Source organism: Methylobacterium sp. 13MFTsu3.1M2, from assembly GCF_900112625.1.
GTDB lineage: Bacteria > Pseudomonadota > Alphaproteobacteria > Rhizobiales > Beijerinckiaceae > Methylobacterium.
The window spans coordinates 35,660-59,762 of sequence record NZ_FOMM01000012.1 but is presented as its reverse complement, the minus strand read 5'-3'; the positions used below and the strand labels follow the sequence as shown (position 1 = coordinate 59,762).

Genomic DNA, 24,103 nt, shown 5'->3' with positions numbered 1-24,103 from the left:
GGTCCCTCAGGTCCGCGACGGGTAGTTCGGGCTCTCGCGGGTGATCGTCACGTCGTGGACGTGGCTCTCGCGCAGGCCGGCATTGGTGATGCGGATGAACTGCGCCCGCTCCTGGAACTCGGGGATCGTGGCGCCGCCGACGTAGCCCATGGCGGCGCGCAGGCCGCCGGCGAGCTGGTGCAGGACGTTGCCGACCGGGCCCTTGTAGGGGACTTGCCCCTCGATGCCCTCCGGCACGAGCTTGTGCGTGTCGTTCACCTCGGCCTGGAAGTAGCGGTCGGCCGAGCCGCGGGCCATGGCGCCCACCGAGCCCATGCCGCGGTACGACTTGTAGGAGCGGCCCTGGTAGAGGAACACCTCGCCGGGCGCCTCGTCGGTGCCGGCGAGCAGCGAGCCGAGCATCGCCACGGAAGCGCCGGCCGCGATCGCCTTGGCGAGGTCGCCCGAATACTTGATGCCGCCGTCGGCGATGACCGGGACGTCGGCCACGCCGGCCGCCTCGACCGCCTCCATCAGCGCGGTGAGCTGCGGCACGCCCACGCCCGCCACGATGCGGGTCGTGCAGATCGAGCCCGGGCCGATGCCGACCTTGATGGCGTCGGCGCCGGCATCGATCAGCGCCCTGGCGCCGTCCCGCGTCGCGACGTTGCCGGCGATGACCTGAACGGCGTTCGAGAGCTGCTTCACGCGGGCGACGGCGTCGAGCACCTTGATCGAGTGGCCGTGGGCGGTGTCGACCACGATCACGTCGCAGCCGGCGTCGATCAGGCGCTCGGCCCGCTCGAAGCCGCTGTCGCCCGTCGTCGTGGCGGCGGCGACGCGCAGCCGACCCTGCTCGTCCTTGACGGCGTTCGGGTAGGCGACGCGCTTCTCGATATCTTTGACGGTGATCAGGCCGATGCAGCGGTAATGGTCGTCGACGACCAGCAGCTTCTCGATCCGGAATTGGTGGAGCAGCCGCTTGGCCTCGTCCTGGGTCACGCCCTCGCGGACCGTGATCAGGCGGTCGCGGGTCATCAGCTCGGCGACCGGCTGGTTGGAGTTCGTCGCGAAGCGGACGTCGCGGTTGGTCAGGATGCCGACGAGCTTGCCCCGCGAGCCGTTGGGGCCGCGCTCGACCACCGGGATGCCGGAGATCCGATTGAGCTTCATCACCTCGAAGGCGTCGGCGAGCGTCTCGTCGGGGTGGATGGTGATGGGATTCATCACCATGCCGGACTCGTACTTCTTGACGAGGCGGACCTGCTCGGCCTGCTCCGGCGGCTCGAGGTTGCGGTGGATGACGCCCATGCCGCCGTTGGCCGCCATGGCGATGGCCATCGGCGCTTCGGTGACCGTGTCCATCGCCGAGGCGAGGATCGGCAGGTTCAGCGGAATCGTGCGGGTCAGCCGCGAGGCGACGCTGACCTCGGTCGGCATCACCGAGGAGGCGGCGGGCCGCAGGAGCACGTCGTCGAAGGTGAGTCCCTCGATGATCGATGCGGTTTCTACTCGGGCCATGTGCCAACTTTCCTCGGACGGCAGCGCGCATGGAGGCCGCGCTGCGGGATCGGGTTGGCAAGTGCCAGTATCACGGGCTCCGCGAAGGCGCCAATGCGCGGTTGATGCGTCGCAGCGCGAAAACGCGCATGGCTCGAGGCTTATCCACGCCCGCTCGACGGGCGCGCCAGTGCCATGAACGGACGTCTGCGGTCAGACGCGGAGTTGGCGCGGGCGCCTCAGCGCATCGCCGGGCTGGCCGGCCCCTTGTCGGTGTATTCGGGCGGCAGGCCGATATAGTCGCCGAGCATGCCGTCGATGCCCGGCGCGCGGCCGAAGGCCTCGCAGTCGGGGTCGAGGGGCGCCTCGCCGAGGGTGGTGATGCGGATCCGGTCCCAGGTCGGGATCGTGTTGGGGGCGGTGAACGGGTCGTCGCCGGTCGCCAGCATGTAGCCGAAATCCTGGCCGAACTCGCCGGCGAGGTCGTAGGCGTCGCTGGCGCGGGAGAAGCGCGGCTGGCTGGTGAACGAGTTGGCCGCTCCGCCCCAGACCATGGCGGCCCGCTGCTCGCGGCGCCGGTCCAGAGCCTCGGCCTCGACCGTCAGGCTCCCGAGCCCGATCGGCACGCGCGGGATCGGCACGCGCCCGACACCCTCGGCGAAGCTCAGGCCGAGTTGCGAGGCGACCGTCACGCCCGCCGAGCCCGCGATGGTCGCGCCCGCACCGAGAAGGTCAGTCGGATCGACGCGGGTGACCTGCGCCCGCACGGTCAGGTCGGCGTCACGGCTGGTGACGATGTCGTACTTCAGCGACAGGTCGTAGCACAGCGCTCGGTCGGCGGCGTTGGCGATGAGCCGCCGCTCGGCGGCCGTCAGCGGGGCGGCGCCGGACACGTCGGCGTGGAACGCCGTCGGGATGATGCGGACGGTGCGGGCCTTCGCCAGGGCCGGCCGGTCGACGTAGATCCGCGAGGCCGAGGCGACCTGATCGCTGGACTTGAGCCGGTCGTAGCGCGTCAGCGAGCCGCGATCGTTGAGCAGGACAGTGCCGCAGGCGGCGACCATCGAGAGAAGGGCGACGCCGGCGGCGATCCGCGCCACGGAGCGGACCTTGCTGGGGCTGGACTGCATCGAAATCCTCGCGCGCCGGCCCCGGGCCGGCTGGAGCGGCCTCACGGACGCGTGATGGAAACTTAGCCATTGGCGCACCCGCAAAAAAGGTGGCTCCGCGCCGCGGCTCAACCTCTGTTGCACGGGGGATACATTCGCGAAACACGAGGGTGCGAGGTGGCCGCGCTGCCGTGCAACCGCGGCGGCGCCACATGCGTCTGCTGTGTGATGCCCGCGACCACCCAAAGACCGCTCTGGATCGTCCCCCTGACGGTCGCCACCGCGCTGTTCATGGAGAACACCGATTCCACGGTGATCGCCACGGCGCTCCCGAGCATCGCCGCGAGCCTCCACGAGGACCCGATCGCCCTCAAGCTGGCGCTGACCTCCTACCTGGTCAGCCTCGCGATCTTCATCCCGGTGAGCGGCTGGATGGCCGACCGGTACGGGTCGCGGACGGTGTTCCGCGCGGCCCTCGTGGTGTTCATGGCCGGCTCGCTCGCCTGCGCGGCCGCGAACGGCCTCGCGTGGTTCGTCGCCGCGCGGTTCCTCCAGGGTATGGGGGGCGCCATGATGGTGCCGGTCGGGCGCCTCGTGGTGCTGCGCAGCGTGCCGAAATCGCAGCTCGTGACGGCCCTCGCCTACCTGACCTTCCCGGCGCTGGTCGGCCCAGTGCTCGGTCCGCCGGTCGGCGGCCTGATCACCACGTGGTTCGACTGGCGCTGGATCTTCTTCATCAACCTGCCGATCGGCTGTGCCGGAATCGTGCTGGCGAGCCTGTACTTCGAGGACGTGCGGGAGCCGGAGCGGCCGCCCCTCGACCTGCTCGGCTTCGCGCTGCTCGGGACCGGCCTCGCCGCCCTGATGCTCGGCCTCGCCTCCCTCGGCCGGCACCTGCTGCCGGCGGAAGTGTCGTGGGGCTGCCTCGCCGCGGGCGCGGTGCTCCTGCCGCTCTACTGGGCACATGCCCGGCGGGTGCCCTACCCGATCGTCCGCCTCGACCTGATGCGGCGGCCGACCTTCCGGGTCGCGGTGCTCGGCGGCAGCCTGTTCCGAATCGGCACCGGGGCGATCCCGTTCCTCCTGCCCCTGATGCTGCAGGTCGGCTTCGGGCTCGACGCCCTGCAGTCGGGCCTGATCACCTTCGCGGCGGCGGCCGGCGCGATGTTCGTGAAGACTCTGGGTCCGCGGATCCTGCGCCGCACCGGCTTCCGCGCCCTGATGGTCTGGAACGCCCTGCTGGCCTCGGCCTTCCTGGCGGTCAACGGGTTCTACACCGCGCAGACGCCCCACTGGATCATGGTGATCCTGCTGTTCGTCGGCGGCTGCTCGCGCTCGATCCAGTTCACCTGCGTCAACGCCATCGCGTACGCCGACCTCGAATCGAAGGAGATGAGCGCGGCCACGAGCTTCGCCAGCGTCTGCCAGCAGCTGTCGCTCAGCCTCGGCGTCACGCTGGGCGCGCTGGCGCTCGAGGGGAATGCCGGGTTCCACGGCCGAACGGAAATCCAGGCCTCGGATTTCGGGCCGGCCTTCTTCGCCGTCGCCGTGATCTCGGCGGCCTCGGCACTGGCCTTCCGCAACCTGTCGCCGGATGCCGGCGCGGAGATCTCCGGGCGGAAGATGGCTGCCGCGCCGCCCGCCCCGACGACCGAGATGAGGCCGCGGCACGGCTGATCAGGCCGCGGCGCGGGCCGGCGGCCGGCCGGCGGCGCGTTTGCCGGCGTTCCGCGGCGCGCTACCCTTGCCGGAAGCCTTCGCGGGGGCGGCCTTCGCGCTCGGCGCCGCGGCGCGGGTTCCGGCGCGCCAGCCCTGCCAGCTGAGCGCGCCCGGACCGTTCAGGGCGTACATGAGGAACCCGCCCGCGAGGCCGAGATCGGCCAGCATCAGCGTGCGCTCGGCGACCGCGGCGGGTCCCACATAGTGCCAGAACGGGTGGAGCACGAAGGCCGTCACGGCGGCGAAGAGCGCGAGCGCCAGCCCGGTGAGCCCCGGCAGGACGCCGAGGATCAGGGCGAGCGGTCCGAACACCTGCACCACCACGGCGGCGGTGGCGACGCCGTTGGGAAACGGCATCCCGGCCCCCGCGAGCGTCAGCGCAAACCCCGACACGTTGAGCGCCCGGGCGATCCCGGTCGGCAGGAGCGCGGCGGCCAGCAGCAGGCGCGCGACGAGGAGGGTTGCGTCCTGGGCGCGGGCGAGCATCGGCGTGTCCGGTCGGGTGGATCAGGACAGCAGTGTTGCAACTTTCCGCTGAAGACCCCGTTAAGGCTGCCCCCTTTCAGCCGCCTACGCCGCCGCGGAACAGCCGGCCGCGCTCGGTCCAGGCGACGACGAGGAGAGCCAGGGCGCCGAGACTCGCGTAGCCGATCGCCACCGGGAGCACCGTGCCGTCGAAGGACTGACCGATCAGGAAGCCGCAGAACGCGCCCAGGATCGTCGTGTAGAAGCCGAGGAACGACGAGGCCGTGCCGGCGATGGCCCCGAGGGGCTCCAGCGCGAGGGCGTTGAAGTTCGGCATCGCGAAGCTGATCAGGAACTGGTTCACCGCGAGGATCGACAGGAACACGGCCAGCGGCGGGTGGCCGTGATAGGCCAGCCCGACGCCGACCTGCGCGAGGCCGACGAGCGTGAAGGCGATGACGCCGCTGTGCGACATCGCCCGCATCCCGAGCCGCCGGACCACGCGGGCGTTGATCAGCGTCGCCGCGCCCATGGCGCCGGCCACGAGCCCGAAGGCCAGCGGGAAGAGCGGGCCGAGGCGGTACAGGCCGGTATCGAAGACCTGCTGCGCCGAGCCGACGTAGCCCATGATGCAGCCGGTCATCAGCCCGAGCGCGGTGGCGTAGCCGACGGCGACGCGGGTCTTCAGCGTCAGGCGGATCGCCTCCCAGGTCGCGGCCGGCGAGAGCGGCCGGCGATATTCCGGGTGCAGCGTCTCGGGCATCCGCAGGGAGAACCAGATCGTCAGCCAGAAGGCGAGGACCAGCATCGAGACGAAGACGTAGACCCAGGAGCCCAGCGCCAGCATCATGCCGCCGATCGCCGGCGCGATCATCGGGACGATCAGGAACACCATCATGGTGAGCGACATGACGCTCGCCATCTCGCGACCCGCGAACCGGTCGCGCACGATCGCCACCGACAGCACCCGCCCGCCGGCGGCGCCGATGCCCTGGATGATCCGGGCGGCGAGCAGCCAGCCGAAGCTCGGCGCCACCATGGCGAGGAAGCAGCCGATCACGTAGACGGCGAGGCTTGCCAGCAGCACCGGCCGTCGCCCGAGGGCGTCGGAGACCGGCCCGTAGACGATCTGCGCGAAGCCGAAGCCGATCATGTAGACGTAGACGAGGAGCTGCAGCCGGTTGGGATCGGCCACCGCGAACCGCGCCTCGATGGCCGGGAAGGCAGGCAGCAGGTTGTCGATGGAGATCGCCGTCACCGCCATCATCAGGGCGATGATGGCGACGAACTCGGCGAAGCCCGGCCCGGACCAGGGCCGCGGGGCGCGGACGTCCTGGACCGGCGGCACGGGCCGAATCGCGATGGTCACGGCGGGCTCTTGGGGTGCGCGGGAACGGGCCGATCAGGGCTCGTCCTTCACGGCACAGTTGTGACAACCCTGCCCGCGCCGCGCAGTTCAGGCCGGCAGCGGGCGCAGGGCCGGCGCGTCGGGCTTGCGGCCCACGAAGGCGGCCATCAGGGCGGCGACGAGGCAGAGCAGGCCGGCCGCCACGAAGGCGCCGAGATAGGTGCCGCTCTCGGTCCGGACCATGCCGGCGAGCCACGCCGCGGACGCCGCGCCGATCTGGTGCGCGGCCGCGATCCAGCCGAACATCAGCGCCGCGTTCTCCTCGCCGAAGGATTTGCCCGCGAGCTGGACGGTGGGCGGCACGGTGGCGATCCAGTCGAGCCCGTAGAAGACCGCGAACAGCGACAGGCCGTAGAAGCTGTAGTCGAAGGAATAGGGCAGGAAGATCAGCGAGAGTCCGCGCAGGCCGTAGTACCAGGCCAGGAGCTTGCGCGAGTCGAACCGGTCGGTGAGCCAGCCCGAGGCCGTGGTGCCGATCAGATCGCAGATCCCCATGAGCGCCAGCAGGCCGGCGGCCGTGACCTCGGCGATGCCGTGATCGATGCAGGCCGGGATCAGGTGGGTGCCGATCAGGCCGTTGGTCGAGGCGCCGCAGATGAAGAACGTGCCGGCGAGCAGCCAGAAATCCCGGGAGCGCAGGCCGATGCGCAGGCCGCGGAGCGCCCGCACGGCCGGGTTCTCGGTCAGCACCGGCGTCGGCGTCACCGCGTCCTCACCGTAGCGGGGCAGGCCGAGATCCGCCGGCCGGTCGCGCAGGAGCAGGGCCGCCAGCGGGATCAGCGCCAGGGTCGCGGCGGCGACCACCAGCGAGACGGAGCGCCAGCCCTGTCCCACCGCGATCGAGGCCAGCATCGGCAGGAAGACCAGCTGACCCGTGGCGCTGCTCGCGGTCAGCAGGCCGAGCACGAGACCCCGGCGCTTGGCGAACCAGCGCCCGGCCACGGTGGCGCCGAGCACGTTGGCCACCATGCCGGACCCGGATCCGACGACCAGCCCCCAGAGCAGGACCATCTGCCAGGGTGCGGTCATCAGGCTCGTAGCTGCGGTGCCGATCGCCAGGATCAGCAGCGCGCCGCAGACCGAGCGCCGCAGGCCGAACCGCTCGATGATCGCCACCGCGAAGGGGCCGATCATCCCGTACAGGAAGATGTTGAGCGCGATGCCGACGCCGATCGTGGCCGCGGTCCAGCCGAATTCCCGCTCCCAGGGGACGATCAGCACGCTCGGCGTGGCGCGGACCCCGGCCCCGACGAGAAGGACCAGGAAAGTCACCGCGACGACGATCCAGGCGTAGTGCAGGCGCGACCCGGGGCGCGTCTCTGTCAGGGCGGTCATGGACGGGCTCCGGAAGCGGGGCGGATCGGTCAGGCGGCGGAGATCAGGGACTCCGCCAGGGCGGAGACGGTCGCGGGATTGACCCGGGCGTTGATGCGGCTCTGCGCCTCGCGCCAGTAGGGCGTCGCGGCCGCGAGGGCCTCGCGGCCCGACGCGGTCAGGGACACGCGGCGCTCGCGCGGATCCGCCGCGCCGGGCGTGACCGAGACGAAGCCGCGGCGCTTGAGCGGGTCGAGGTTGCGGCCCATCGTGGTGCGCTCCAGCGCCGCCTCGGCGGCGAGGCGGGAGACCGGGACCGGTCCGAGTCGGTCCAGCAGCCGCAGGATCGCGAACTGGGTCACGCGGAGCCCGGTCGGCTTCAAGGCGGCGTCGTAGATCGCCGTCAGCGCCCGCGTGGCGCGACGCAGGGCGGAGCAGGTGCACGGCTCGGGTGACGGGGCGCTCATGGTATGGGTGTATATGCACGTATCGGGCGTTCGGCAAGGCGAAGCTGACGGTTCGCAGCGATCGACACCCGTTGGCCCGGAAACGGGCGGGCGCTGTCATCGACACGGCCGGTCACGCTGCTATCGCTTGGGCGAGTGACCCGGTTCGGGAGAAGCGCGATGACACTCGAGACAGCGACGGCGTTGTCCTCCTCGGAGCAGAAGACGGCCCGCACCGGGCTGATAGAGGCGGCCGCCGACATCGTCACCGAGCAGGGCGGACCCGGCGGCTTCGTCCGCGACCTGTTCGGCCGCGTGACGCCGGAGGATCTCGCTCCCTACGATCCCTCTGTCCTGGCGGATCTCGCCGCCCGCGCCCGCGCCTTCCTGTCCGAGCCGCGGAGGCCGGGCGACCCGGCGCGGCTGCGCCTGAGCGACAGCCAGCTGGTGCGCGACGGCCGTACGCGCGAGACGACGGTCCTGGAGGTGATCAACGACAACCGTCCGTTCCTGCTGGACTCGACCCTGGCCGAATTGACCGAGCAGGGCCTCGCCCCGCAGCTCGTGGCGCACCCGATTCTCGGGGTGGAGCGGGACGGCGCGGGCGGGCTCATCCGAGTGGTCGGGGAGACGACCGCGGACGCGCAGGGCAGTCTCGCGCGCGAGAGCTTCATCCACATACACCTCGACCCCGTGGCGGCCGAGACCGGCGAGCGGCTCCTGAACGCCCTCGCGACGGTCTACCGGGATGTCGCCCTGGCGAGCGACGACCACGACGCCATGCTTGCGCGCCTCACCGACCTCGCCGCCGATCTCGGGCGCGGGCCGACCCCGATGCCGGAACCGGAGACCGAGGAGGCGCGCGCCTTTCTCGAATGGCTGACCGACGGCCAGTTCCTCATCCTCGGCATGCAGGAGCACGGCATCGCCGGCGACGCCCACCCGCTGGTCGAGGGGTCAAGCCTCGGCGTGCTCCGCGATCCCGGCGCGACGCCCCTGCGCCGCGGCCGGACGCCGGTGGACTACACGCCGGAGATCCTCGCCTTCCTGGAAGAGCCGCAGCCGCTGATCATCACCAAGGCCAGCGTGAAGTCCCGGGTCCACCGCTCGGCCTACCTGGACTATATCGGCGTCAAGCTGTTCTCCGGCCTCGGCAAGCTGTCGGGCGAGGTGCGGATCGTCGGCCTGTTCACCGCCTCCGCCTACACGAGCCCGGCCCGCGAGGTTCCGGTCCTGCGCCGGAAGGTGGAGGCCGTCGTCCAGCGCGCCGGCCTCGACCCGACGAGCCATGCGGGCCGCAGCCTCCTCGCCGTGCTGGAGAGCTACCCGCGGGACGAACTCTTCCAGATCGACGGCGAGCGGCTCTACCGGTTCACCCTGGCCATCGCCGCTCTGGCCGACCGCCCGCGGGTCCGCGTGCTGTCCCGGCCCGACCGGTTCGGCCGCTTCGTGTCGCTGCTCGTCTACGTCCCGAAGGACCGATACGATTCCGCGATCCGCGGACGGATCGGCAGCTACCTCGCCGAGACCTACGGTGGGCGGCTCAGCGCGTCCTACCCCGACTACCCGGAAGGCTCGCTCGCCCGGATCCACTACATCATCGGCCTGCCCGATCAGGGCAGCCCCGAGCACGATCCCGCCTCCCTGGAGGCCGGGATCGTCGCGCTGGTCCGGACCTGGGGGGACGCGCTGCGGGCGGCGCTGGCCGAATCCCAGGGGGGCGACCGCGCGCGGCAACTCGCCGCCCGCTACGGCGACGCGTTCTCGGCCGCCTATCGGGACAATTTCCAGCCTGAGGTCGCCGTCGCCGACGTGACGATCCTCGACAGCTTGGGCGAGACGCAGCCGCGGGCCGTCCATCTCGATCGGCGGCCCAGCGACCCCGCGGCGCAGGTCCGCCTGAAGGCGTTCTCGCGCGGCACGGCGATCGCGCTGTCCGACCGGGTCCCGGCGCTCGAGAATCTCGGCTTCCGCGTCATCAACGAGCGCACGTACCAGATCACGCCGGCCGGGACGGACGAGGCCGCGCGGGTCTGGCTGCACGACATGCTGATCGAGCGGGCCACCGGCGCCCCGATCGACCTCGCGGCGCTGGAACGCCCGCTGGAGTCCGCGATGCTCGCCATCGCGGACGGCATCGCCGAGTCCGACGGGTACAATCGGCTCGTCCTTGAGGCGGCCCTTCCCTGGCGGGAGGCGGCCCTGCTCCGGGCCCTGGGCCGCTACCTGCGCCAGCTGCGTATCCGCTACGGGCAGGACTACCTCGCGGGCACGCTGAGCCGCCACGCCGGGATCGCGCGCGCGATCGTGGCACTGTTCCGCGCCCGGTTCGACCCGGCGCTCACCGGTGACCGGACCGCGCAGGAGGCCGAGGTACGCGCCGAGATCGAGACGGCGCTCGCCGAGGTCACGAGCCTCGACGACGACCGGATCCTCCGCCGGTTCGTCAACCTCGTCGAGGCGGCGGTGCGGACGAACTTCTACCAGACAGGCGCCGACGGGCAGCCGCGAGAGACGATCAGCTTCAAGTTCGCCTGCGCCAAGGTGACGGCGATGCCGCTGCCGCGGCCGTTCTTCGAGATCTTCGTCTACTCGCCCCGCGTCGAAGGCGTGCACCTCCGCTTCGGCTACGTGGCCCGCGGCGGCCTGCGCTGGTCCGACCGGCCGGAGGATTTCCGCACCGAGATCCTCGGCCTCGTGAAGGCCCAGCAGGTGAAGAACGCCGTGATCGTGCCGGTGGGCGCCAAGGGCGGCTTCTTCCCGAAGCGGCTGCCGCCGGCCTCCGACCGCGCCGCCTGGATGCAAGAGGGGACCGAGAGCTACCGGATCTTCATCCGCACGCTGCTCGAACTGACCGACAACATCGTCGACAACGCCATCGTGCCGCCGCCCGACACGGTGCGGCACGATCCCGACGACGCCTACCTGGTGGTCGCCGCCGACAAGGGCACCGCCACCTTCTCGGACATCGCCAACGCCCTCTCGCTGGAGAAGGGCCACTGGCTCGGCGACGCCTTCGCGTCCGGCGGCAGTCAGGGCTACGATCACAAGGGCATGGGCATCACCGCCCGCGGCGCCTGGGAGGCGGTGCGCCGGCATTTCCGCGAGATCGACGTGGACGTGCAGACTGACCCGATCACCACGGTCGGCGTCGGCGACATGTCGGGCGACGTGTTCGGCAACGGCATGCTCCTCTCCGAGAGTATCCGCCTGATCGCGGCCTTCGACCACCGCGACATCTTCCTCGACCCGAACCCGGACGCCGCGGCGAGCTTCGCCGAGCGGCGGCGCCTGTTCGATCTAGGACGGTCATCCTGGGCGGATTACGACAAGAGCCAGATCTCGGAGGGCGGCGGCGTGTTCCCGCGCAGCCTGAAGACCGTGCCGCTCTCGGAGGCGATCCGGTCCGCGCTGGGCTTCGACCGGTCCGAGGCGACGCCCACCGAGCTAATGCAGGCGATCCTGAAGGCGCCGGCCGACCTGCTCTGGTTCGGCGGCATCGGCACCTATGTCCGGGCCACCACCGAGACCGACGAAGATGCCGGCGACCGCGCCAACGACGCCCTGCGCATCACTGGGCCTGAGCTGCGCGCGAAGGTCGTCGGCGAGGGCGCCAATCTCGGCCTGACGCAGCGCGGGCGCATCGAGGCGGCGCGCGCGGGCGTCCGCCTCAACACCGACGCGATCGACAACTCGGCCGGCGTGAACACGTCGGACGTCGAGGTCAACATCAAGATCGCGCTGATGACGCCGGAGCGGAACGGCAGGCTCAGCTACGAGGCGCGCAACACCCTGCTCGCCGACATGACCGACGAGGTCGGGCGCCTCGTGCTGCGCAATAACGAGTTGCAGACGCTCGCCCTGTCCCTTGCCCAGCGCGGGGGGCTGGGGGAGACCGGCTTCGCCATGCGGACGATGCAGGCACTAGAGGCGGAGGGCCGGCTCGACCGGGCGGTGGAGTTCCTGCCGGACGACGGCACGCTCGCCGAGCGCATGCGGCGGAACGAGGGGCTGACCCGCCCGGAATACGCCGTGCTGCTCGCCTACGCGAAGCTGTCGCTGCACGACGCGATCCTCGAGAGCGCCGTGCCGAACGACCCGTACTTCGACCGGGAGCTGCAGCGCTACTTCCCGAAGGCCCTGCGCGAACGCTTCCCCGACGCCGTCAAGGGACACCGCCTGCGCCGCGAGATCATCGCCACGGCGCTCGCCAACATCATCGTCAATCGCGGCGGCCCGTCGCTGGTGACGCGCCTCGTCGACGGCACCGGCGCGGACGCCGCGACCATTGCCAAGGCCTACGCGGTGACCCGCGACGCCTTCGGCCTGATGGAGCTGAACCTTGCCATCGACGGCCTCGCCGGTCGGATTCCCGGCCAGGGCCAGCTCGACCTCTACGCCGAGGTGCAGGATCTGCTGACGAACCGGATCGTCTGGTTCATCCGCAACCTCGACCTGGGCGGCGGCCTCGCCCCGGTGGTCGCCCGCTACCGGGACGGCATCGCCGCCGTGGAGGCCGCCCTCCCCAACGTGCTCGGCGACGAGGCGCTGGCGACGATCGGCGCCCGCGCGGCGGAGCTGACCGGGCACGGCATGGCCCCGGCCCAGGCGCGGCGCCTCGCCTCGCTCAACGCGCTGGTCTCCGCCCCCGACATCGTCCGGGTCGCGGAGGCCAGCGGCCGGCCGGTCGAGGAGGTCGCGGCCACGCATTTCGCCCTGGAGCACGCCTTCCGCCTGGACGACCTCGCCGCCGCGGCGCGGACCGTCCCGGTGGCCGACACGTTCGACCGCGTGGCCCTGGAGCGCGCGGGCGCCGGCATCGCCGCAGCGCACCGCAAGCTGACGGCCGAGGTCGTGGCGGATCTCGGCGCCGGGCCGGACGCGGTGGAGGCCTGGATCCGGGCGCGCGGCACCTCGCTCGCCCGGATCCGCGAGGCCGTGGACGCGATCAGCGCCTCCGGCCTCACGGTCTCCAAGGCGACGGTGGCGGCGAGCCTGCTCGGCGACCTCGTCCGGGCCGACTGATCGATCAGGCCCCGGGCGCGGATGCCGGTATGACGCTCCGGCGTCCGCGGCCGACCGCGGTGAGCACCAGTCCGAGCCCGGAGAGCGACACCGCGGCGGCGATCAGCGGGAGCTGCCCGTAGCCGGCCCCGAGGGTCAGCGCCGTGCCCCCGATCCAGGCGCCGGTGGCGTTGCCGAGGTTGAACGCGCCCTGGTTCAGCGTCGAGGCAAGGTTCGGCGCGTCGCTCGCCGCCTCCACGACCCAGATCTGGAGCGGCGAGACCAGGGCGAAGACCAGGCCCGACCAGAGCACCACGACCGCCACCGTGAGCGCCGGATGGTGCGCGACCGCGGCGAGCACCAGCAGGGCCGCCACGATGCCCAGGAAGCTGCCGACGATGGTGGCCATCGGGCCCCGGTCGGCCAGATGCCCACCGAGGAGATTGCCGACGGTCAGGCCCGTGCCGGCGGCGAACAGCACGCCGGTCACGCCCTGCGGCGTGAAGCCGGTCACGCCGGTCAGGAACGGCGTGATGTAGGTGAACACCGTGAAGAAGCTCACCGAGGACAGCGTCGAGATCAGCATCGGCCGCAGCACCGGCCAGCGCCCGAGCGCGCGAAACTCGCTGACGAGCCGGCCGCGGGTCCCGGGAAGCCCATCCGGCACGCAGAGCTGGATCGCGAGCCCGGCCGCGAGCCCGATCACGACCACCGCCCAGAAGGTCGAGCGCCAGCCCGCCTCCTGCCCGAGGGCGGTGCCCAGCGGCACGCCGAGCACGTTGGCGAGGGTGAGGCCCGCGAACATCAGCGAGACCGCCTGCGTGCGCTTCTCCCGCGGCACGAGATCCCGCGCCACAACGGCGCCGATGCCGAAGAACGCGCCGTGCGCGAAGGCCGTCAGGATCCGCGCGGCCATGAGCAGTGCGTAGCTCGGCGCCAGCGCGCAACCGAGATTGCCGGCCAGGAACACCGCCATCAGCGCGAGGAGCGCGGTCTTGCGCGGCAGGCCCGCGGTCGCGATCGCCACGATCGGCGCGCCCACGACCACGCCCATGGCGTAGCCCGAGACGAGGTAGCCGGCCTGGGGAATGGTGACGCCGAAGCTCTGCGCCACCTCCGGGAGCAGGCCCATGATGACGAATTCGGTCGTGCCGATCCCGAACGAGGCGACGGCGAGGGCGAGGATCGGCAGGGGCGGCACGGGGACGTCCTTCGGCGCGGGCTGAGCTCGATGGTGCAGAGCAGCATCGCAGCGCGGTCGCCGATGGATAGCGTCGGAGGCGCGGCGCACAGTTGCGCGGCGCGCAAGGGCCGCGTCGCGGATACGACGCGGCTTAGCCCCCGCTCGGACCTCTCACTCAGCCGGAACCTTCTTCCGCCTCCGCGACTTCGCAGTCGGCGCAGGGGGCGCCTCGATGGCAGCCGCGGCCCCTCCGCGGGTCTTCCGGCGCTGCTGTCCGAGCCCGAGGGCGCGTGCCAGCTCCGATCGCTGCGCCGAATAGCTCGCCGCGGTCATCGGATAGTCCCGGGGCAGGCCCCACTTCTCCCGGTAGGCCTCGGGCGTCAGGCCGCGCAGCGTCAGGTGACGCCGGAGCGTCTTGTACGGTTTCCCGTCCTCGAAACTGACGATGTGATCATTCGTGACAGATTTGCGGATCTGCGACGGACTGAGCTTCTCGACGCTCGAGTTCGCGGCGCGACCTTGAGTTCTCAAACTGTTCAGCGCCGCGTGGATACCGCCGATCAATCCGGGAAGTTCGGACACCGGAACGGAGTTGTTCGACACGTAAGCGGCGACGATATCGACCGCGAGCCCGATCGCCGGGCTGTGCTCACTGCCTGCGTTCTCACTCACGGCAAACCTCAGGAGTTACAATCATTCAGGCCGATCAATTCCTCTCGGAGTCGACCGAAGTCTGCGCCTATGTAGCATAGTGCACGAAATAGCTCAAACGTATTCGCGATCGACAGGTGAGATCGAATCGATGGGCCGCAAACCTTCCGCCCCCACCGCCGTTGACGGGGCATTAACCACGTCGCCGCTAGGGTTCGTTAACCATACCGGCACTGTTCCGGGGTGGTGTGACCTGTAATCTCCGCGCTCTGGTGCCGGGGACTTTGGCGGAGACCGGCATCAGGTGCGGACGGCGGCTGACCGGTGGGAACGGCGGAGGATGCGGCTCGCCGCCGCGGCGCTCGGCGTCACGCTCGCGGCACCGGCGGCAGCCCAGCGGTTCGACGCGACCAGCCCGGTTACCGGCCAGCCCGACAATCCCGGCATCGGCCAGGACACGGGTCCGAACGGCCTGCCCACACTCAAGCGCACCATCCCGGACGGCCTGAGCCGCGACCAGAATCGCGGGGCGCTCGGCGGCGACGCGGCGGGCGGCGAGCAGACCGGCGGTGACAGCCTCCGGTCGCCGCTCTCGCCCCCCGCGCAGACGCAGATCCCGGGTCAGCCCGGCGTGTCCCAGCTCAGCACCCGCGTGACCACGGGGGGACGGCGCACCGGCGGATCCTCGACGGCACCGGCCAATCTCGCGCCGTCGACCCTCCTGCGCACGCGCGCCGCTCCGCCGCGGCGGATCGGCTCGGCGACGCGGCGGGTCACTCAGGACGTCACGCAGATCCCGCCGCCGGCGCTGCGGCTGACGCCGGTGGTCCAGCAGGCGGTCGTCGGGGTCCCGAACCCGCAGGTCGTGACGCCGATCCGGCCGATCCTCCCGTTCCAGTCGATCGCGCCGGCCCTCGGCCTCCTGACCCCGGGCTTCATCCTCGGCACCGACCTGGCGCGCGCGATCCCCACCGATCCGGCCTACGCGCCGATCGGCTATCAGGTCGGCACCTTCACGGTCCTGCCCACCTTCGCCCAGAGCGTCGGCTACGATTCGAACCCGGACCAGACCACCCGCCAGATCGCCAAGGGCTCGGTCGCGCTGCGCACCGACGCCACGGTCGACTTCCGGAGCAACTGGTCCTCCAGCTCGCTGCAGGGCTCGCTCCGGGGCTCGTACCTCGAGACCCCGCAGAACGAGGCCGCGAGCCGCCCCGCGGCAGACGGAGTGGTCCGGCTGCGCATCGACGCCAACCGGGACCTGCGCATCGACGCGGAGGGGCGGTTCCTGGTGGACACGCAGCGCACGTCGAGCGCCAACCTCCAGGCTGCCACCGCCACGACACGGCCGCTCCTGGCCGTCTACGGCGGTTCGCTCGGGGCGACGGAGACGTTCAACCGCCTGTCGGTCACCCTGCGCGGGTCCGTCGACCGCTCCGAGTTCGACAATGCGCGTTTGGCGGACGGGACGATCGTCAATCAGTCCGACCGCAACCTGAACCAGTACAGCCTGCAGCTGCGCACGGCCTACGAGATTAACCCGGATTTCAGCCCGTTCATCGACCTGCTCGGCGACACGCGCGTCTACGACCGCCGCTTCGACGCGACGGGCGTCCGGCGCGACTCAGACGGCATCGCGGTCGCCTTCGGGACGAGCATCGGCCTCGCGCGCTCGGTGACGGGCGAGATCTCCGCCGGCATCCAGCATCGGACCTACGTCGATCCGAGCCTGCGCGACATCAACGCGCCGTTGCTCAACGCGGCCCTGGTCTGGGCGGCGAGCCCGCTCACGACCGTCCGCCTCACCGCCGCGACCGGCGTCACCGAGACGACGATCCCGGGCTCCAGCGGCGTGCTCACCGAGGTCGCGACGCTCGAGGTGCAGCACGACCTGCTGCGCAACCTCTCGATCGTCCTCGGCGGATCGTATCTCCGGAACGACTACCAGAGCAGCAGCATCCGCGAGAACGGGTTCTCGGCGACCGCGCGGCTCGACTACCACTTCACCCGCTGGCTGACCCTGCGCGGCACGTACATCTATCAGAAGTTCGACAGCACGGTCGCCGGGTCCAGCTTCCGGGAGAACACCTTCCTGCTCGGCCTGCGCGTGAATCCCTGAGGCGGCCTCAGAACCGCTCCGTCCAGGGACGCAGTTCCAGTTCGGAGGTCCAGGCGCTCCGATCCTGGCGCAGGAGGTCGCGATAGGCCCTGGCGATGGCGTCGGGATCGAGATGGCTGTCGGGGGCCTCCGGCGGCTCGCCGCCGCGGGCCGGATTGCGGATGGCGCCGTCTATCACGATGTGCGCGACGTGGATCCCGTGGGGCTGCAATTCCCGGGCGAGGCTCTGACCCAGTCCCCGCAGCGCGAACTTCCCCATCGCGAACGGGGCCGATCCCGCGAAGCCCTTCACGCTCGCCGAGGCGCCGGTGAGCAGGATCGCGCCGTGGCGATGCGGCAGCATGCGGCGCGCCGCGGCCTGCGCCACGAGGAAACCACCGTACGCGGACACCATCAGCGCCTGGGCGACCGCGTCCGGGTCGAGATCGGCGACCGGGCCGCGGAGACGACCGCTCGCGTTGTAGACGACGACGTCCGGCGGACCGCCGAGCGCGGGCTCCAGGCGGGCGAACAGCGCCTCGACCTCAGCGGGCCGGCTGGCGTCGCAGGCATGGACCGCCGCGCCCGTCTCCGCCGCCAGTGCGGCGAGCTTGTCGACGTTCCGGGCGGCGAGGCCGATCGTCATGCCGTCGGCGGCGAGCAGGCGCGCGAGCGATGCGCTGAGGCCGGAGCCCGCCCCGACGATCAGGGCTCTGGAATAGGTCGGGATCATCCTCTGCTCCTCTGCTGACCCGCCCAGGGCCGATGGAAACCTGTACGCCCGCCCCGCGTCAGTCGCGGCGCTGCGCGAAGAACGCCCGGAGCAGATCGGCCGCCTCGCGCTCGCGGAACCCGCCGTAGACCTCCGGCACGTGGTGGCAGGTCGGCTGATCGAAGACGCGCGGCCCGTGCTCGACCCCACCCCCCTTCGGATCGGCCGCGCCGTAGTAGAGCCGCCGGATGCGCGCGAAGGATATCGCGCCCGCGCACATCGGGCACGGCTCCAGGGTGACGTAGAGATCGCAGCCGACGAGGCGCTCGGTGCCGAGGGCCGCGCAGGCCGCGCGGATCGCCAGGATCTCCGCGTGCGCCGTCGGGTCGTGCAATTCGCGCGGCCGATTATGCGCCACCGCCAGGATGACCCCGTCCCGGACAACCGCGGCGCCGACCGGGACCTCCCCGGCAGCGGCCGCGGCGCGAGCGGCCGCGAAAGCGTGATCGAGCGCGGTCAGCGGTCCGGACGTTTCCGCCCGTGCCGGATGGATCGGATCGGCAGCCAAGCTGTTCTCATCCCACTGACGCGACGGGCCCGGGGCGGCGGGCTTGCCTGACCCAAGTCAATGTTAAGGCCTGGAACATTCCGCCGACCGTGACCGTTTCAGGAACCAGTGCGGCGCCGCCGCAGATCGAACAAGAGGACAACGCCATGAGCAGCACCACCGACAAGATCAAGGGCGTCGCCAACGAGGCCGTCGGCAAGGCCAAGCAGGGCATCGGCGACGTGACCGGTAACGACAAGCTCAAGGCCGAAGGTGCCGCCCAGGAACTCAAGGGCAAGGCCCAGGGCACCGTCGGCGACGCCAAGAGCGCGGTGAAGTCCGCCACCGACAAGCTCTGATCGTCGAGCGCGACCGGAACGGAACCCGCCTCGGGCGGGTTCCAGAACTGAACCGACCCGAATAACGCGAGGATGCCATGATCGGCTGGGCTGTCACGTTTCTCGTCGTCGCTCTCGTGGCGGCGCTCCTCGGTTTCGGCGGCATCGCCGGCACGGCGATGGAGGCGGCCAAGATCGTCTTCTTCGTGGCGATCGCGCTGTTCCTGATCTCCGCCGTGTTCGGCGTGATGCGCGGGCGCTCGCCGAGACTCTGACGAATGCGGGTCTTCGACCCGCCATCTAAGTCTTCGAGGCGGTCCCGACGGGCCGCCTCTTCGCGTTGAGGCGACTCGCACCGGTGCACAACCCGTCTCGCCTGTCGGAACCGGCTCTGATAAGCGGCAGGCATGAGCGACTTGCCGAACGACGATAAGCCGGAGGGGACCGCCCGTCCGGCCCCCGAGTCAGCGCGCACCGAGAGCTGGGCACCGCCCACCGATGCGGGCCGTGCCGATGCCGACACCGAGCGGCCTGCCAGTTCTGCCGCGAAGAAGACGGCGCGGAAGGCCAAGCCGCAGCCCGCCCCGCAGGCGGAGCCTCTGCCAGAGCCGCAGCCGGAGCCAGGTCCCGAAGCGTCCGCGGACGCCGAAGCCCTGATCGAGACGCCGCCCGGCGAGCGCATCGCGAAGGCGATGGCACGGGCCGGCGTCGCCTCGCGGCGCGACGCCGAGACGATGATCCTGGCCGGACGCGTCAGCGTCAACGGCGAGACGCTGACATCCCCGGCCCGCAATGTCACCGAGAACGACCGGATTCTGATCGACGGCGAGCCGATGCCGTCGCGGGAGCGCAGCCGCCTGTGGATCTTCCACAAGCCGCGGGGCGTAGTGACGACCGCCCGGGACCCGGAGGGCCGCCAGACGGTGTTCGACGTGCTGCCGGAGGATCTGCCCCGGGTCGTGGCGGTCGGACGGCTCGACATCAACACCGAGGGGTTGCTGCTGCTCACCAATGACGGCGGGCTCGCCAAGGTGATCGCGCATCCCGACACGGGCTGGCTGCGCCGCTACCGAGTCCGCGCCCACGGCGACACCGATCAGGCGCAGCTCGACCGGCTGTCCAAGGGCGTCACCATCGACGGGATGGAGTATGGCCCCGTCGAGGCGACCCTCGACCGCGTCCAGGGCGACAACGTCTGGCTGACGCTCGGCCTGCGCGAGGGCAAGAATCGCGAGGTCAAGCGCATCCTCGAGCATCTCGGACTGTCGGTGAACCGGCTGATCCGGCTCTCCTTCGGGCCGTTCCAGCTCGGCGACCTGGAGGTCGGCCTGGTCGAGGAGGTGCGGACCCGCGTCCTCAAGGATCAGCTCGGCAAGAGCCTCGCCGAGCAGGCCGGCGTGGATTTCGACAGTCCGGTCCGCGAGCCGATCTCGCCGTTCGGTGGCACCCGCCCGGCGGATCGGGACGCCCAATCGGCGCAGCCGGCATCTTCCCGGCGCAATGCGGCGCGTCCCGCGCCGGCGCCGCGCGTCTCGACCGGGGGCGCCGGTCCCGGACCGCGCAACTCCGCGTGGCGCGACGAGGACGCGGCCAAGACGCGGGGGACGCGCATTCCCCGGCGCGGCGCGGATCCCCGGGCCGCGCAGGCGGCCGCGGCAGAACGCGGCCGCGAGCGCGTCGGCTCGATCCGGGCCGGCGACCGCCGGGTCGTCGTCGAGCGCCTGTCCGCAACGCCGGCGGAGCCCGAGCCCGTCGCCAAGCCGAAGCGCCGCTTCGCTGACCGGGGGATGCCGGAGCGGCAGGAGCGCCCCGCCGGTCGGCGCGATGAGCGCCGCGACGATGAGCGCCCGCGCCGCGAGAGCGCGCGGAGCGAGGCTCCGCGGGACGAGCGGCGATTCGACGAGCGCGGGGGCAAGCCCGGGGGCCGGCGCGACCGACCGTTCGACGCCGGGCCGGCGGAGGGCGCGTCGCGGAAACCGGGCGGCTTCCGCGGCCAGAAGCCCGCTGCCGCTGGGGGCAAGCCCGCGTTCGGTGGCCCGAAGACCGGGGGTGCGCGTCCCGGCGGAAGCCGCCCCGGCGGCAAGCCCGGCGGTTTCGCCGGCAAGGGGGCTGGCCAGGGTCGGCGCATCGGACCCGCGGGCGGGTCGGAGACGGGCGGTCGTCCTGGTGCTCGTCCCGGTGCGCCGCGCGGGGGCGCCAAGCCCGGTGGCGGCCGGCCGCCGCGCGGGACGCGGTGAGGATCGTCGGCGGCGCGTGGCGGGGCCGCAGGCTCGCCACGCCGCGCACCGACGCCATTCGGCCGACATCGGACCGCCTGCGGGAATCGTTGTTCAACGTGCTCGCCCACGCCTACGACGACGCCGTCGCCGGCGCCCGGGTCCTCGACCTGTTCGCCGGTACGGGTGCCCTCGGCTTCGAGGCGCTCTCGCGAGGCGCCGCCTACGCCCTCCTCGTCGACGAGGGGGCCGAGGCGCGCGCGGTGATCCGCGAGAACATCGAGGCCCTGGGTGCCGAAGGCGTGACGCGCCTGTTTCGGCGGGACGCGACCCGTCTCGGCCCGGCCTCCACGGCGGGCACCTTCTCGCTGGTCTTCTGCGATCCGCCCTACGGCCGTGATCTTGCGCCGCGCGCCCTGAAAAGCGCCGCCGAGGGCGCCTGGCTGGCGCCCGGGGCTCTCATCGTTGTCGAAGAGGTCGAGGCCGCGCAGGTCGTCTGGCCGGCCGGCTTCGCGGAACTGGAGCGGCGCGTCTACGGGGATACGGCCGTGGCGATCGCCCGATTCGCCGCCTGAATCGTGCTTAGTCCCGATCGCGCGAAGCCGGATCCGTAGCGCCGACTTGAGACCCGAAATGGATCGCCAGCCAAACAGTGGGTGAGTCGGTCCACTCCACCCGGTGCCGACGATGCGGCGCGATCAGCACGGCGTCACCCGCGACGAGGCGACGGGCCTCCGCCTCGTCGGCGAACCGAAGGTCGGCCACGCCCGTCAGGACGGCGACCCACTCGGTATCCGGCTGGTCGTAGTAGAATCCCGGCGGGCTCGCCTGACCGGTCGAGACGATGCGCTCCACCCGTAGGCCCGGCTCGGAGACCAGGACCGACACGATCTCGTCGTCCGCCCGGAGCGGCAGGTCGGCGAGCAGGTGGGTCACACGCGTCGGGAGAGAGTCCATGATCCCGCCTGCAGGGACCGCACGGCGCCGGATCGGCGCCGGGCAAGGCCCGGATGTCAGGAGTTGCGCGGAGCGCCGCCCGCCTGCGGTGCCGCGCCGTCCGACGTCTTGGTCTGACCGATCCGCGCCGCGGATTTGACGAGGGAGAGCACGTCGCGGCGCATCTGATCGTCGGCGATCTGATTGTAGGCCCGGAGCAGTTCGACGGCACCGGCGACGCGCAGCAGCGCGGGACCGCTATCCGTCGTCGCCTCGGGCTCGGGCTCGAAGAAGCTCGAGACCGGAACGCCGAGCCGCTCGGCGATCGCCTGCAGGCGGCCGGCACCGACACGGTTCTTGCCGGTCTCGTACTTCTGGACCTGCTGGAAGCTGACGCCCAGCGCGCTGGCCAGCGCGGACTGGCTCAGTCCATTCGCCGCCCGAAGGAACGCGATGCGGCTGCCGACCCCGTGATCGATGGCTGTGGTCTGCTTCGGCTTGGGGGTTGGGTTCGCCATAGTGGGTAGTCCGGATGTTCTTGCTGTCTGCAGGCTTGCTCGCCCGGATCCAGGGCGCCAATCACAACCGACAGGTGCAACATTGCGCGGCCAAGATCCAGACCTGACATCTGTTAGTGCCACAGGTCAGCCGCGCGTGCAACGAATGGTTACGCTCTCGAAATCTTAGGTCCGGAAGACCGCAATTTGGGCCCTCCAGTGCCCGCCGCGAGAATAACTCAAATACCTGGCCCGATCAAATATAAGTGAGCGAGATCAGCTAAAAATTCACTCTCGAACACTGCCGGGCGATATCGGGTTGCCTGCGCCGCGTTGGGCCCGCCGGGCCGATCCCAGGGAAATCCGTACGACAGCAAACGGTCGACTCAGGGCTCGGTGGCGCGCGCCGGCGACGGAATCACGCCGCCGGGCCGAGCCAATCGAGGACGATTCGCAACTGGTCGTCGTCGAGCAACGCGGGCGCGTGGCCGCAATCGGGAATCTCGACCCGGCGCGTCGGCGGTCCTCGGCGCGTCATCTCGTCGGCCGTCGAGGGGAGGAGGAGTTCCGAGTGCTCGCCGCGGAGCAGCAGGACCGGACAGGTGATCGCGTCCCAGTCGCGCCACATGCTCACGCTGTAGACGCGGCCCGGTCGGAAGGCGTCTCCGATGCCGGGATCGTAGTGGGGCCGCCAGCCGCCGTTGGGCTCCTGGAAGAAGCTGTGCTTGGCGATGTGGCGCCACTGCTCGTCGGTGAGCGGGCCGAACGCGCCCAGCACCGTGCGCAGACGCGATTCGCCTGAGGCGAGGTTATGGTGCAGCCGGGGCGCGTCCCGCAGGCGCGACCCGATCTCGCGGATGGGCGCCCAGGGCAGGAACGGGCCGATATCGTTGATCACCATCCGGCGGATCGGGGTGCGGGCGGCCGCGGCCAGGACCATGCCGGTCAGGCCGCCGAGAGACGTGCCCACCCAGTCGATCTTCCCGGGGACCCGGAGATGGGCGATGAGCGCGGCCATGTCGGCGGCGTATTGCGGCAGGCCGTAGAGTTCCGGGTCCTTCAGCCATCCGCTGAGGCCGCGCCCGGGCAGGTCCGGGCAGATCACCCGGTACCCGAGCTTCGCGAGGCGATAGCCGAGGGCGTCGAAATCGCGGCCCTGGCGGCTGAGACCGTGGACGCAGACGACGACGTGCGGGCTGTCCGGGTCACCCCATTCCACGTAGGCGATGCGGTGGAAGTCGTGGGGCGCGTAGGCCTGGAAATGGCCGGTCCGGAACGGCACGTCGGCGCGGCTCAGGTCGTCGAGCCGCGGCGTCGCCTCAGGTCCGGGAAGGGGCGCCGCGGTGCCAGCCGTCACGGGGTCTCCGTGCGCGCGGCGGCCTCGCGGGCGAGACGGCCGGTCGTCTGATGGAGGTCGACCATCTGGTCGGTCAGCCGGCGCGCCTGCTCCTGCAGGAACGCGATGTTCAGCGCCGCGACCTCGCGGGCATCTGCCGCCTTGGCGACGCGGTCCGCGAAGTCGAGGCTCGCGCGGACATTGGTGTCGGAGGCCACGAGCATCCGGTGGCCGATCTCGCGCATCGCCGCCATGGCGTGGACGGCGTTATCCTCGAACGCGTTGTAGAGCCGGGCGCCGGCGGCGTCCCACTGCTCGCGCACCCGGCGGGCGCCGGCCACGTTGCTGTCGGTGAGCTGGTGCGCGGTCTCGCGGCTGGAGCCCATCACCGCGCGCCAGCCCTCGAAGCTCTGCGCCATCGAGGCCTCGAAGGCGTTCAGCGCCATCTCGCCCGCCTCGGCGAAGCGCTCGTACGCCTCGCGCGCCCGGGCGACGCCGCCCTCCACCGCGGCGCGGCCGGTCTCCCCGGAGATCGCCGGCAGGTTGTCGTTCCCCACAATCGTCTCCCGCAGATGGGCCGGTGGCACGCGGTCCCGACGGCGCGTCGCTGGAATACGGGCATCCGCCAGGGGCGATCTCCCGTCA

21 protein-coding genes are annotated in these 24,103 nt (G+C 71.4%); 7 read left to right on the top strand and 14 right to left on the bottom strand.

What is annotated here, in order from left to right; genetic code table 11:
* Window positions 1-6: 6 nt before the first annotated feature.
* Window positions 7-1,500: an IMP dehydrogenase gene (gene guaB, locus BM314_RS12980; protein WP_091978379.1), complete on the bottom strand. Its 1,494-nt coding sequence runs from the start codon at window positions 1,498-1,500 to the stop codon at window positions 7-9.
* Between the two features lie 218 nt (window positions 1,501-1,718).
* Entirely contained in the window at window positions 1,719-2,609 is an 891-nt protein-coding gene (locus tag BM314_RS12975) for a DUF3313 domain-containing protein (protein WP_091678023.1), read from the bottom strand.
* A 207-nt stretch (window positions 2,610-2,816) separates the two neighbouring features.
* Here BM314_RS12975 and BM314_RS12970 point away from each other — a divergent pair, with 207 nt between their 5' ends.
* The gene (locus BM314_RS12970; RefSeq protein WP_091924771.1) at window positions 2,817-4,265 is read left to right on the top strand and encodes an MFS transporter; all 1,449 of its coding nucleotides are present in this window, start codon (window positions 2,817-2,819) and stop codon (window positions 4,263-4,265) included.
* Here BM314_RS12970 and BM314_RS12965 read toward each other — a convergent pair whose 3' ends face one another.
* From BM314_RS12965 to BM314_RS12950, 4 genes are all read right to left on the bottom strand, one after another.
* On the bottom strand, window positions 4,266-4,793 hold the full coding sequence (locus BM314_RS12965; protein ID WP_091978378.1) for a DoxX family protein: 528 nt from the start codon (window positions 4,791-4,793) through the stop codon (window positions 4,266-4,268).
* Between the two features lie 76 nt (window positions 4,794-4,869).
* Window positions 4,870-6,036: a multidrug effflux MFS transporter gene (locus BM314_RS12960; RefSeq protein WP_091978479.1), complete on the bottom strand. Its 1,167-nt coding sequence runs from the start codon at window positions 6,034-6,036 to the stop codon at window positions 4,870-4,872.
* Window positions 6,037-6,228: 192 nt separating this feature from the next.
* Window positions 6,229-7,515 (bottom strand): MFS transporter, encoded by a 1,287-nt coding sequence (locus tag BM314_RS12955; protein ID WP_091978377.1) that lies wholly within the window; start codon window positions 7,513-7,515, stop codon window positions 6,229-6,231.
* Window positions 7,516-7,544: 29 nt separating this feature from the next.
* Window positions 7,545-7,961 (bottom strand): MarR family winged helix-turn-helix transcriptional regulator, encoded by a 417-nt coding sequence (locus tag BM314_RS12950; RefSeq protein WP_091978376.1) that lies wholly within the window; start codon window positions 7,959-7,961, stop codon window positions 7,545-7,547.
* A 159-nt stretch (window positions 7,962-8,120) separates the two neighbouring features.
* Between BM314_RS12950 and BM314_RS12945 the strand changes: the two genes are divergently transcribed.
* On the top strand, window positions 8,121-12,965 hold the full coding sequence (locus BM314_RS12945) for an NAD-glutamate dehydrogenase (RefSeq protein ID WP_091978375.1): 4,845 nt from the start codon (window positions 8,121-8,123) through the stop codon (window positions 12,963-12,965).
* Window positions 12,966-12,969: 4 nt separating this feature from the next.
* On the opposite strand, the gene BM314_RS12940 is transcribed toward BM314_RS12945, so the two are convergent.
* Both BM314_RS12940 and BM314_RS12935 read right to left on the bottom strand, forming a co-directional pair.
* Window positions 12,970-14,145 (bottom strand): MFS transporter, encoded by a 1,176-nt coding sequence (locus BM314_RS12940; protein WP_091978374.1) that lies wholly within the window; start codon window positions 14,143-14,145, stop codon window positions 12,970-12,972.
* 153 nt (window positions 14,146-14,298) lie between these two features.
* Window positions 14,299-14,799 (bottom strand): Ros/MucR family transcriptional regulator, encoded by a 501-nt coding sequence (locus BM314_RS12935; RefSeq protein ID WP_091978373.1) that lies wholly within the window; start codon window positions 14,797-14,799, stop codon window positions 14,299-14,301.
* A gap of 319 nt (window positions 14,800-15,118) precedes the next feature.
* Between BM314_RS12935 and BM314_RS12930 the strand changes: the two genes are divergently transcribed.
* The gene (locus BM314_RS12930) at window positions 15,119-16,897 is read left to right on the top strand and encodes an outer membrane beta-barrel protein (RefSeq protein ID WP_020091451.1); all 1,779 of its coding nucleotides are present in this window, start codon (window positions 15,119-15,121) and stop codon (window positions 16,895-16,897) included.
* Window positions 16,898-16,904: 7 nt separating this feature from the next.
* Here the strand turns inward: BM314_RS12930 and BM314_RS12925 are convergent, their stop codons facing one another.
* Both BM314_RS12925 and BM314_RS12920 read right to left on the bottom strand, forming a co-directional pair.
* Window positions 16,905-17,609: an SDR family NAD(P)-dependent oxidoreductase gene (locus BM314_RS12925; protein ID WP_091978372.1), complete on the bottom strand. Its 705-nt coding sequence runs from the start codon at window positions 17,607-17,609 to the stop codon at window positions 16,905-16,907.
* A 58-nt stretch (window positions 17,610-17,667) separates the two neighbouring features.
* A complete protein-coding gene (locus tag BM314_RS12920; RefSeq protein ID WP_020091449.1) occupies window positions 17,668-18,156 on the bottom strand; it encodes a nucleoside deaminase in 489 nt (162 codons plus the stop codon).
* 146 nt (window positions 18,157-18,302) lie between these two features.
* Here BM314_RS12920 and BM314_RS12915 point away from each other — a divergent pair, with 146 nt between their 5' ends.
* From BM314_RS12915 to rsmD, 4 genes are all read left to right on the top strand, one after another.
* A complete protein-coding gene (locus tag BM314_RS12915) occupies window positions 18,303-18,494 on the top strand; it encodes a CsbD family protein (RefSeq protein WP_020091448.1) in 192 nt (63 codons plus the stop codon).
* A 77-nt stretch (window positions 18,495-18,571) separates the two neighbouring features.
* A complete protein-coding gene (locus BM314_RS12910) occupies window positions 18,572-18,748 on the top strand; it encodes a DUF1328 domain-containing protein (protein WP_012317097.1) in 177 nt (58 codons plus the stop codon).
* A gap of 132 nt (window positions 18,749-18,880) precedes the next feature.
* Complete coding sequence (locus BM314_RS12905) at window positions 18,881-20,710, top strand: pseudouridine synthase (protein ID WP_091978371.1); 1,830 nt, start codon at window positions 18,881-18,883, stop codon at window positions 20,708-20,710.
* Window positions 20,707-21,264, top strand: a complete 558-nt coding sequence (gene rsmD / locus BM314_RS12900) for a 16S rRNA (guanine(966)-N(2))-methyltransferase RsmD (protein ID WP_091978370.1) — start codon at window positions 20,707-20,709, stop codon at window positions 21,262-21,264. Before BM314_RS12905 ends, rsmD begins: the two co-directional genes overlap by 4 nt.
* 7 nt (window positions 21,265-21,271) lie before the next feature.
* Here rsmD and BM314_RS12895 read toward each other — a convergent pair whose 3' ends face one another.
* The 4 genes from BM314_RS12895 to BM314_RS12880 form a co-directional block, all read right to left on the bottom strand.
* Window positions 21,272-21,646, bottom strand: a complete 375-nt coding sequence (locus tag BM314_RS12895; RefSeq protein WP_091978369.1) for a cupin domain-containing protein — start codon at window positions 21,644-21,646, stop codon at window positions 21,272-21,274.
* Between the two features lie 56 nt (window positions 21,647-21,702).
* Window positions 21,703-22,143, bottom strand: coding sequence for a helix-turn-helix domain-containing protein (locus BM314_RS12890; protein WP_056521969.1), 441 nt, complete (start codon window positions 22,141-22,143; stop codon window positions 21,703-21,705).
* A gap of 397 nt (window positions 22,144-22,540) precedes the next feature.
* The gene (locus BM314_RS12885) at window positions 22,541-23,479 is read right to left on the bottom strand and encodes an alpha/beta fold hydrolase (protein ID WP_091978368.1); all 939 of its coding nucleotides are present in this window, start codon (window positions 23,477-23,479) and stop codon (window positions 22,541-22,543) included.
* Window positions 23,476-24,015, bottom strand: coding sequence for a phasin family protein (locus tag BM314_RS12880; protein ID WP_056521976.1), 540 nt, complete (start codon window positions 24,013-24,015; stop codon window positions 23,476-23,478). Before BM314_RS12880 ends, BM314_RS12885 begins: the two co-directional genes overlap by 4 nt.
* Window positions 24,016-24,103: the final 88 nt, after the last annotated feature.

Coding starts and splice junctions, on each gene's coding strand:
- guaB (WP_091978379.1), bottom strand. CDS start 1,500: ATGGCCCGAGTAGAAACCGCATCGATCATCGAGGGACTCACCTTCGAC.
- BM314_RS12975 (WP_091678023.1), bottom strand. CDS start 2,609: ATGCAGTCCAGCCCCAGCAAGGTCCGCTCCGTGGCGCGGATCGCCGCC.
- BM314_RS12970 (WP_091924771.1), top strand. CDS start 2,817: ATGCCCGCGACCACCCAAAGACCGCTCTGGATCGTCCCCCTGACGGTC.
- BM314_RS12965 (WP_091978378.1), bottom strand. CDS start 4,793: ATGCTCGCCCGCGCCCAGGACGCAACCCTCCTCGTCGCGCGCCTGCTG.
- BM314_RS12960 (WP_091978479.1), bottom strand. CDS start 6,036: ATGGCGGTGACGGCGATCTCCATCGACAACCTGCTGCCTGCCTTCCCG.
- BM314_RS12955 (WP_091978377.1), bottom strand. CDS start 7,515: ATGACCGCCCTGACAGAGACGCGCCCCGGGTCGCGCCTGCACTACGCC.
- BM314_RS12950 (WP_091978376.1), bottom strand. CDS start 7,961: ATGAGCGCCCCGTCACCCGAGCCGTGCACCTGCTCCGCCCTGCGTCGC.
- BM314_RS12945 (WP_091978375.1), top strand. CDS start 8,121: ATGACACTCGAGACAGCGACGGCGTTGTCCTCCTCGGAGCAGAAGACG.
- BM314_RS12930 (WP_020091451.1), top strand. CDS start 15,119: ATGCGGCTCGCCGCCGCGGCGCTCGGCGTCACGCTCGCGGCACCGGCG.
- BM314_RS12925 (WP_091978372.1), bottom strand. CDS start 17,609: ATGATCCCGACCTATTCCAGAGCCCTGATCGTCGGGGCGGGCTCCGGC.
- BM314_RS12915 (WP_020091448.1), top strand. CDS start 18,303: ATGAGCAGCACCACCGACAAGATCAAGGGCGTCGCCAACGAGGCCGTC.
- BM314_RS12910 (WP_012317097.1), top strand. CDS start 18,572: ATGATCGGCTGGGCTGTCACGTTTCTCGTCGTCGCTCTCGTGGCGGCG.
- BM314_RS12905 (WP_091978371.1), top strand. CDS start 18,881: ATGAGCGACTTGCCGAACGACGATAAGCCGGAGGGGACCGCCCGTCCG.
- BM314_RS12895 (WP_091978369.1), bottom strand. CDS start 21,646: ATGGACTCTCTCCCGACGCGTGTGACCCACCTGCTCGCCGACCTGCCG.
- BM314_RS12890 (WP_056521969.1), bottom strand. CDS start 22,143: ATGGCGAACCCAACCCCCAAGCCGAAGCAGACCACAGCCATCGATCAC.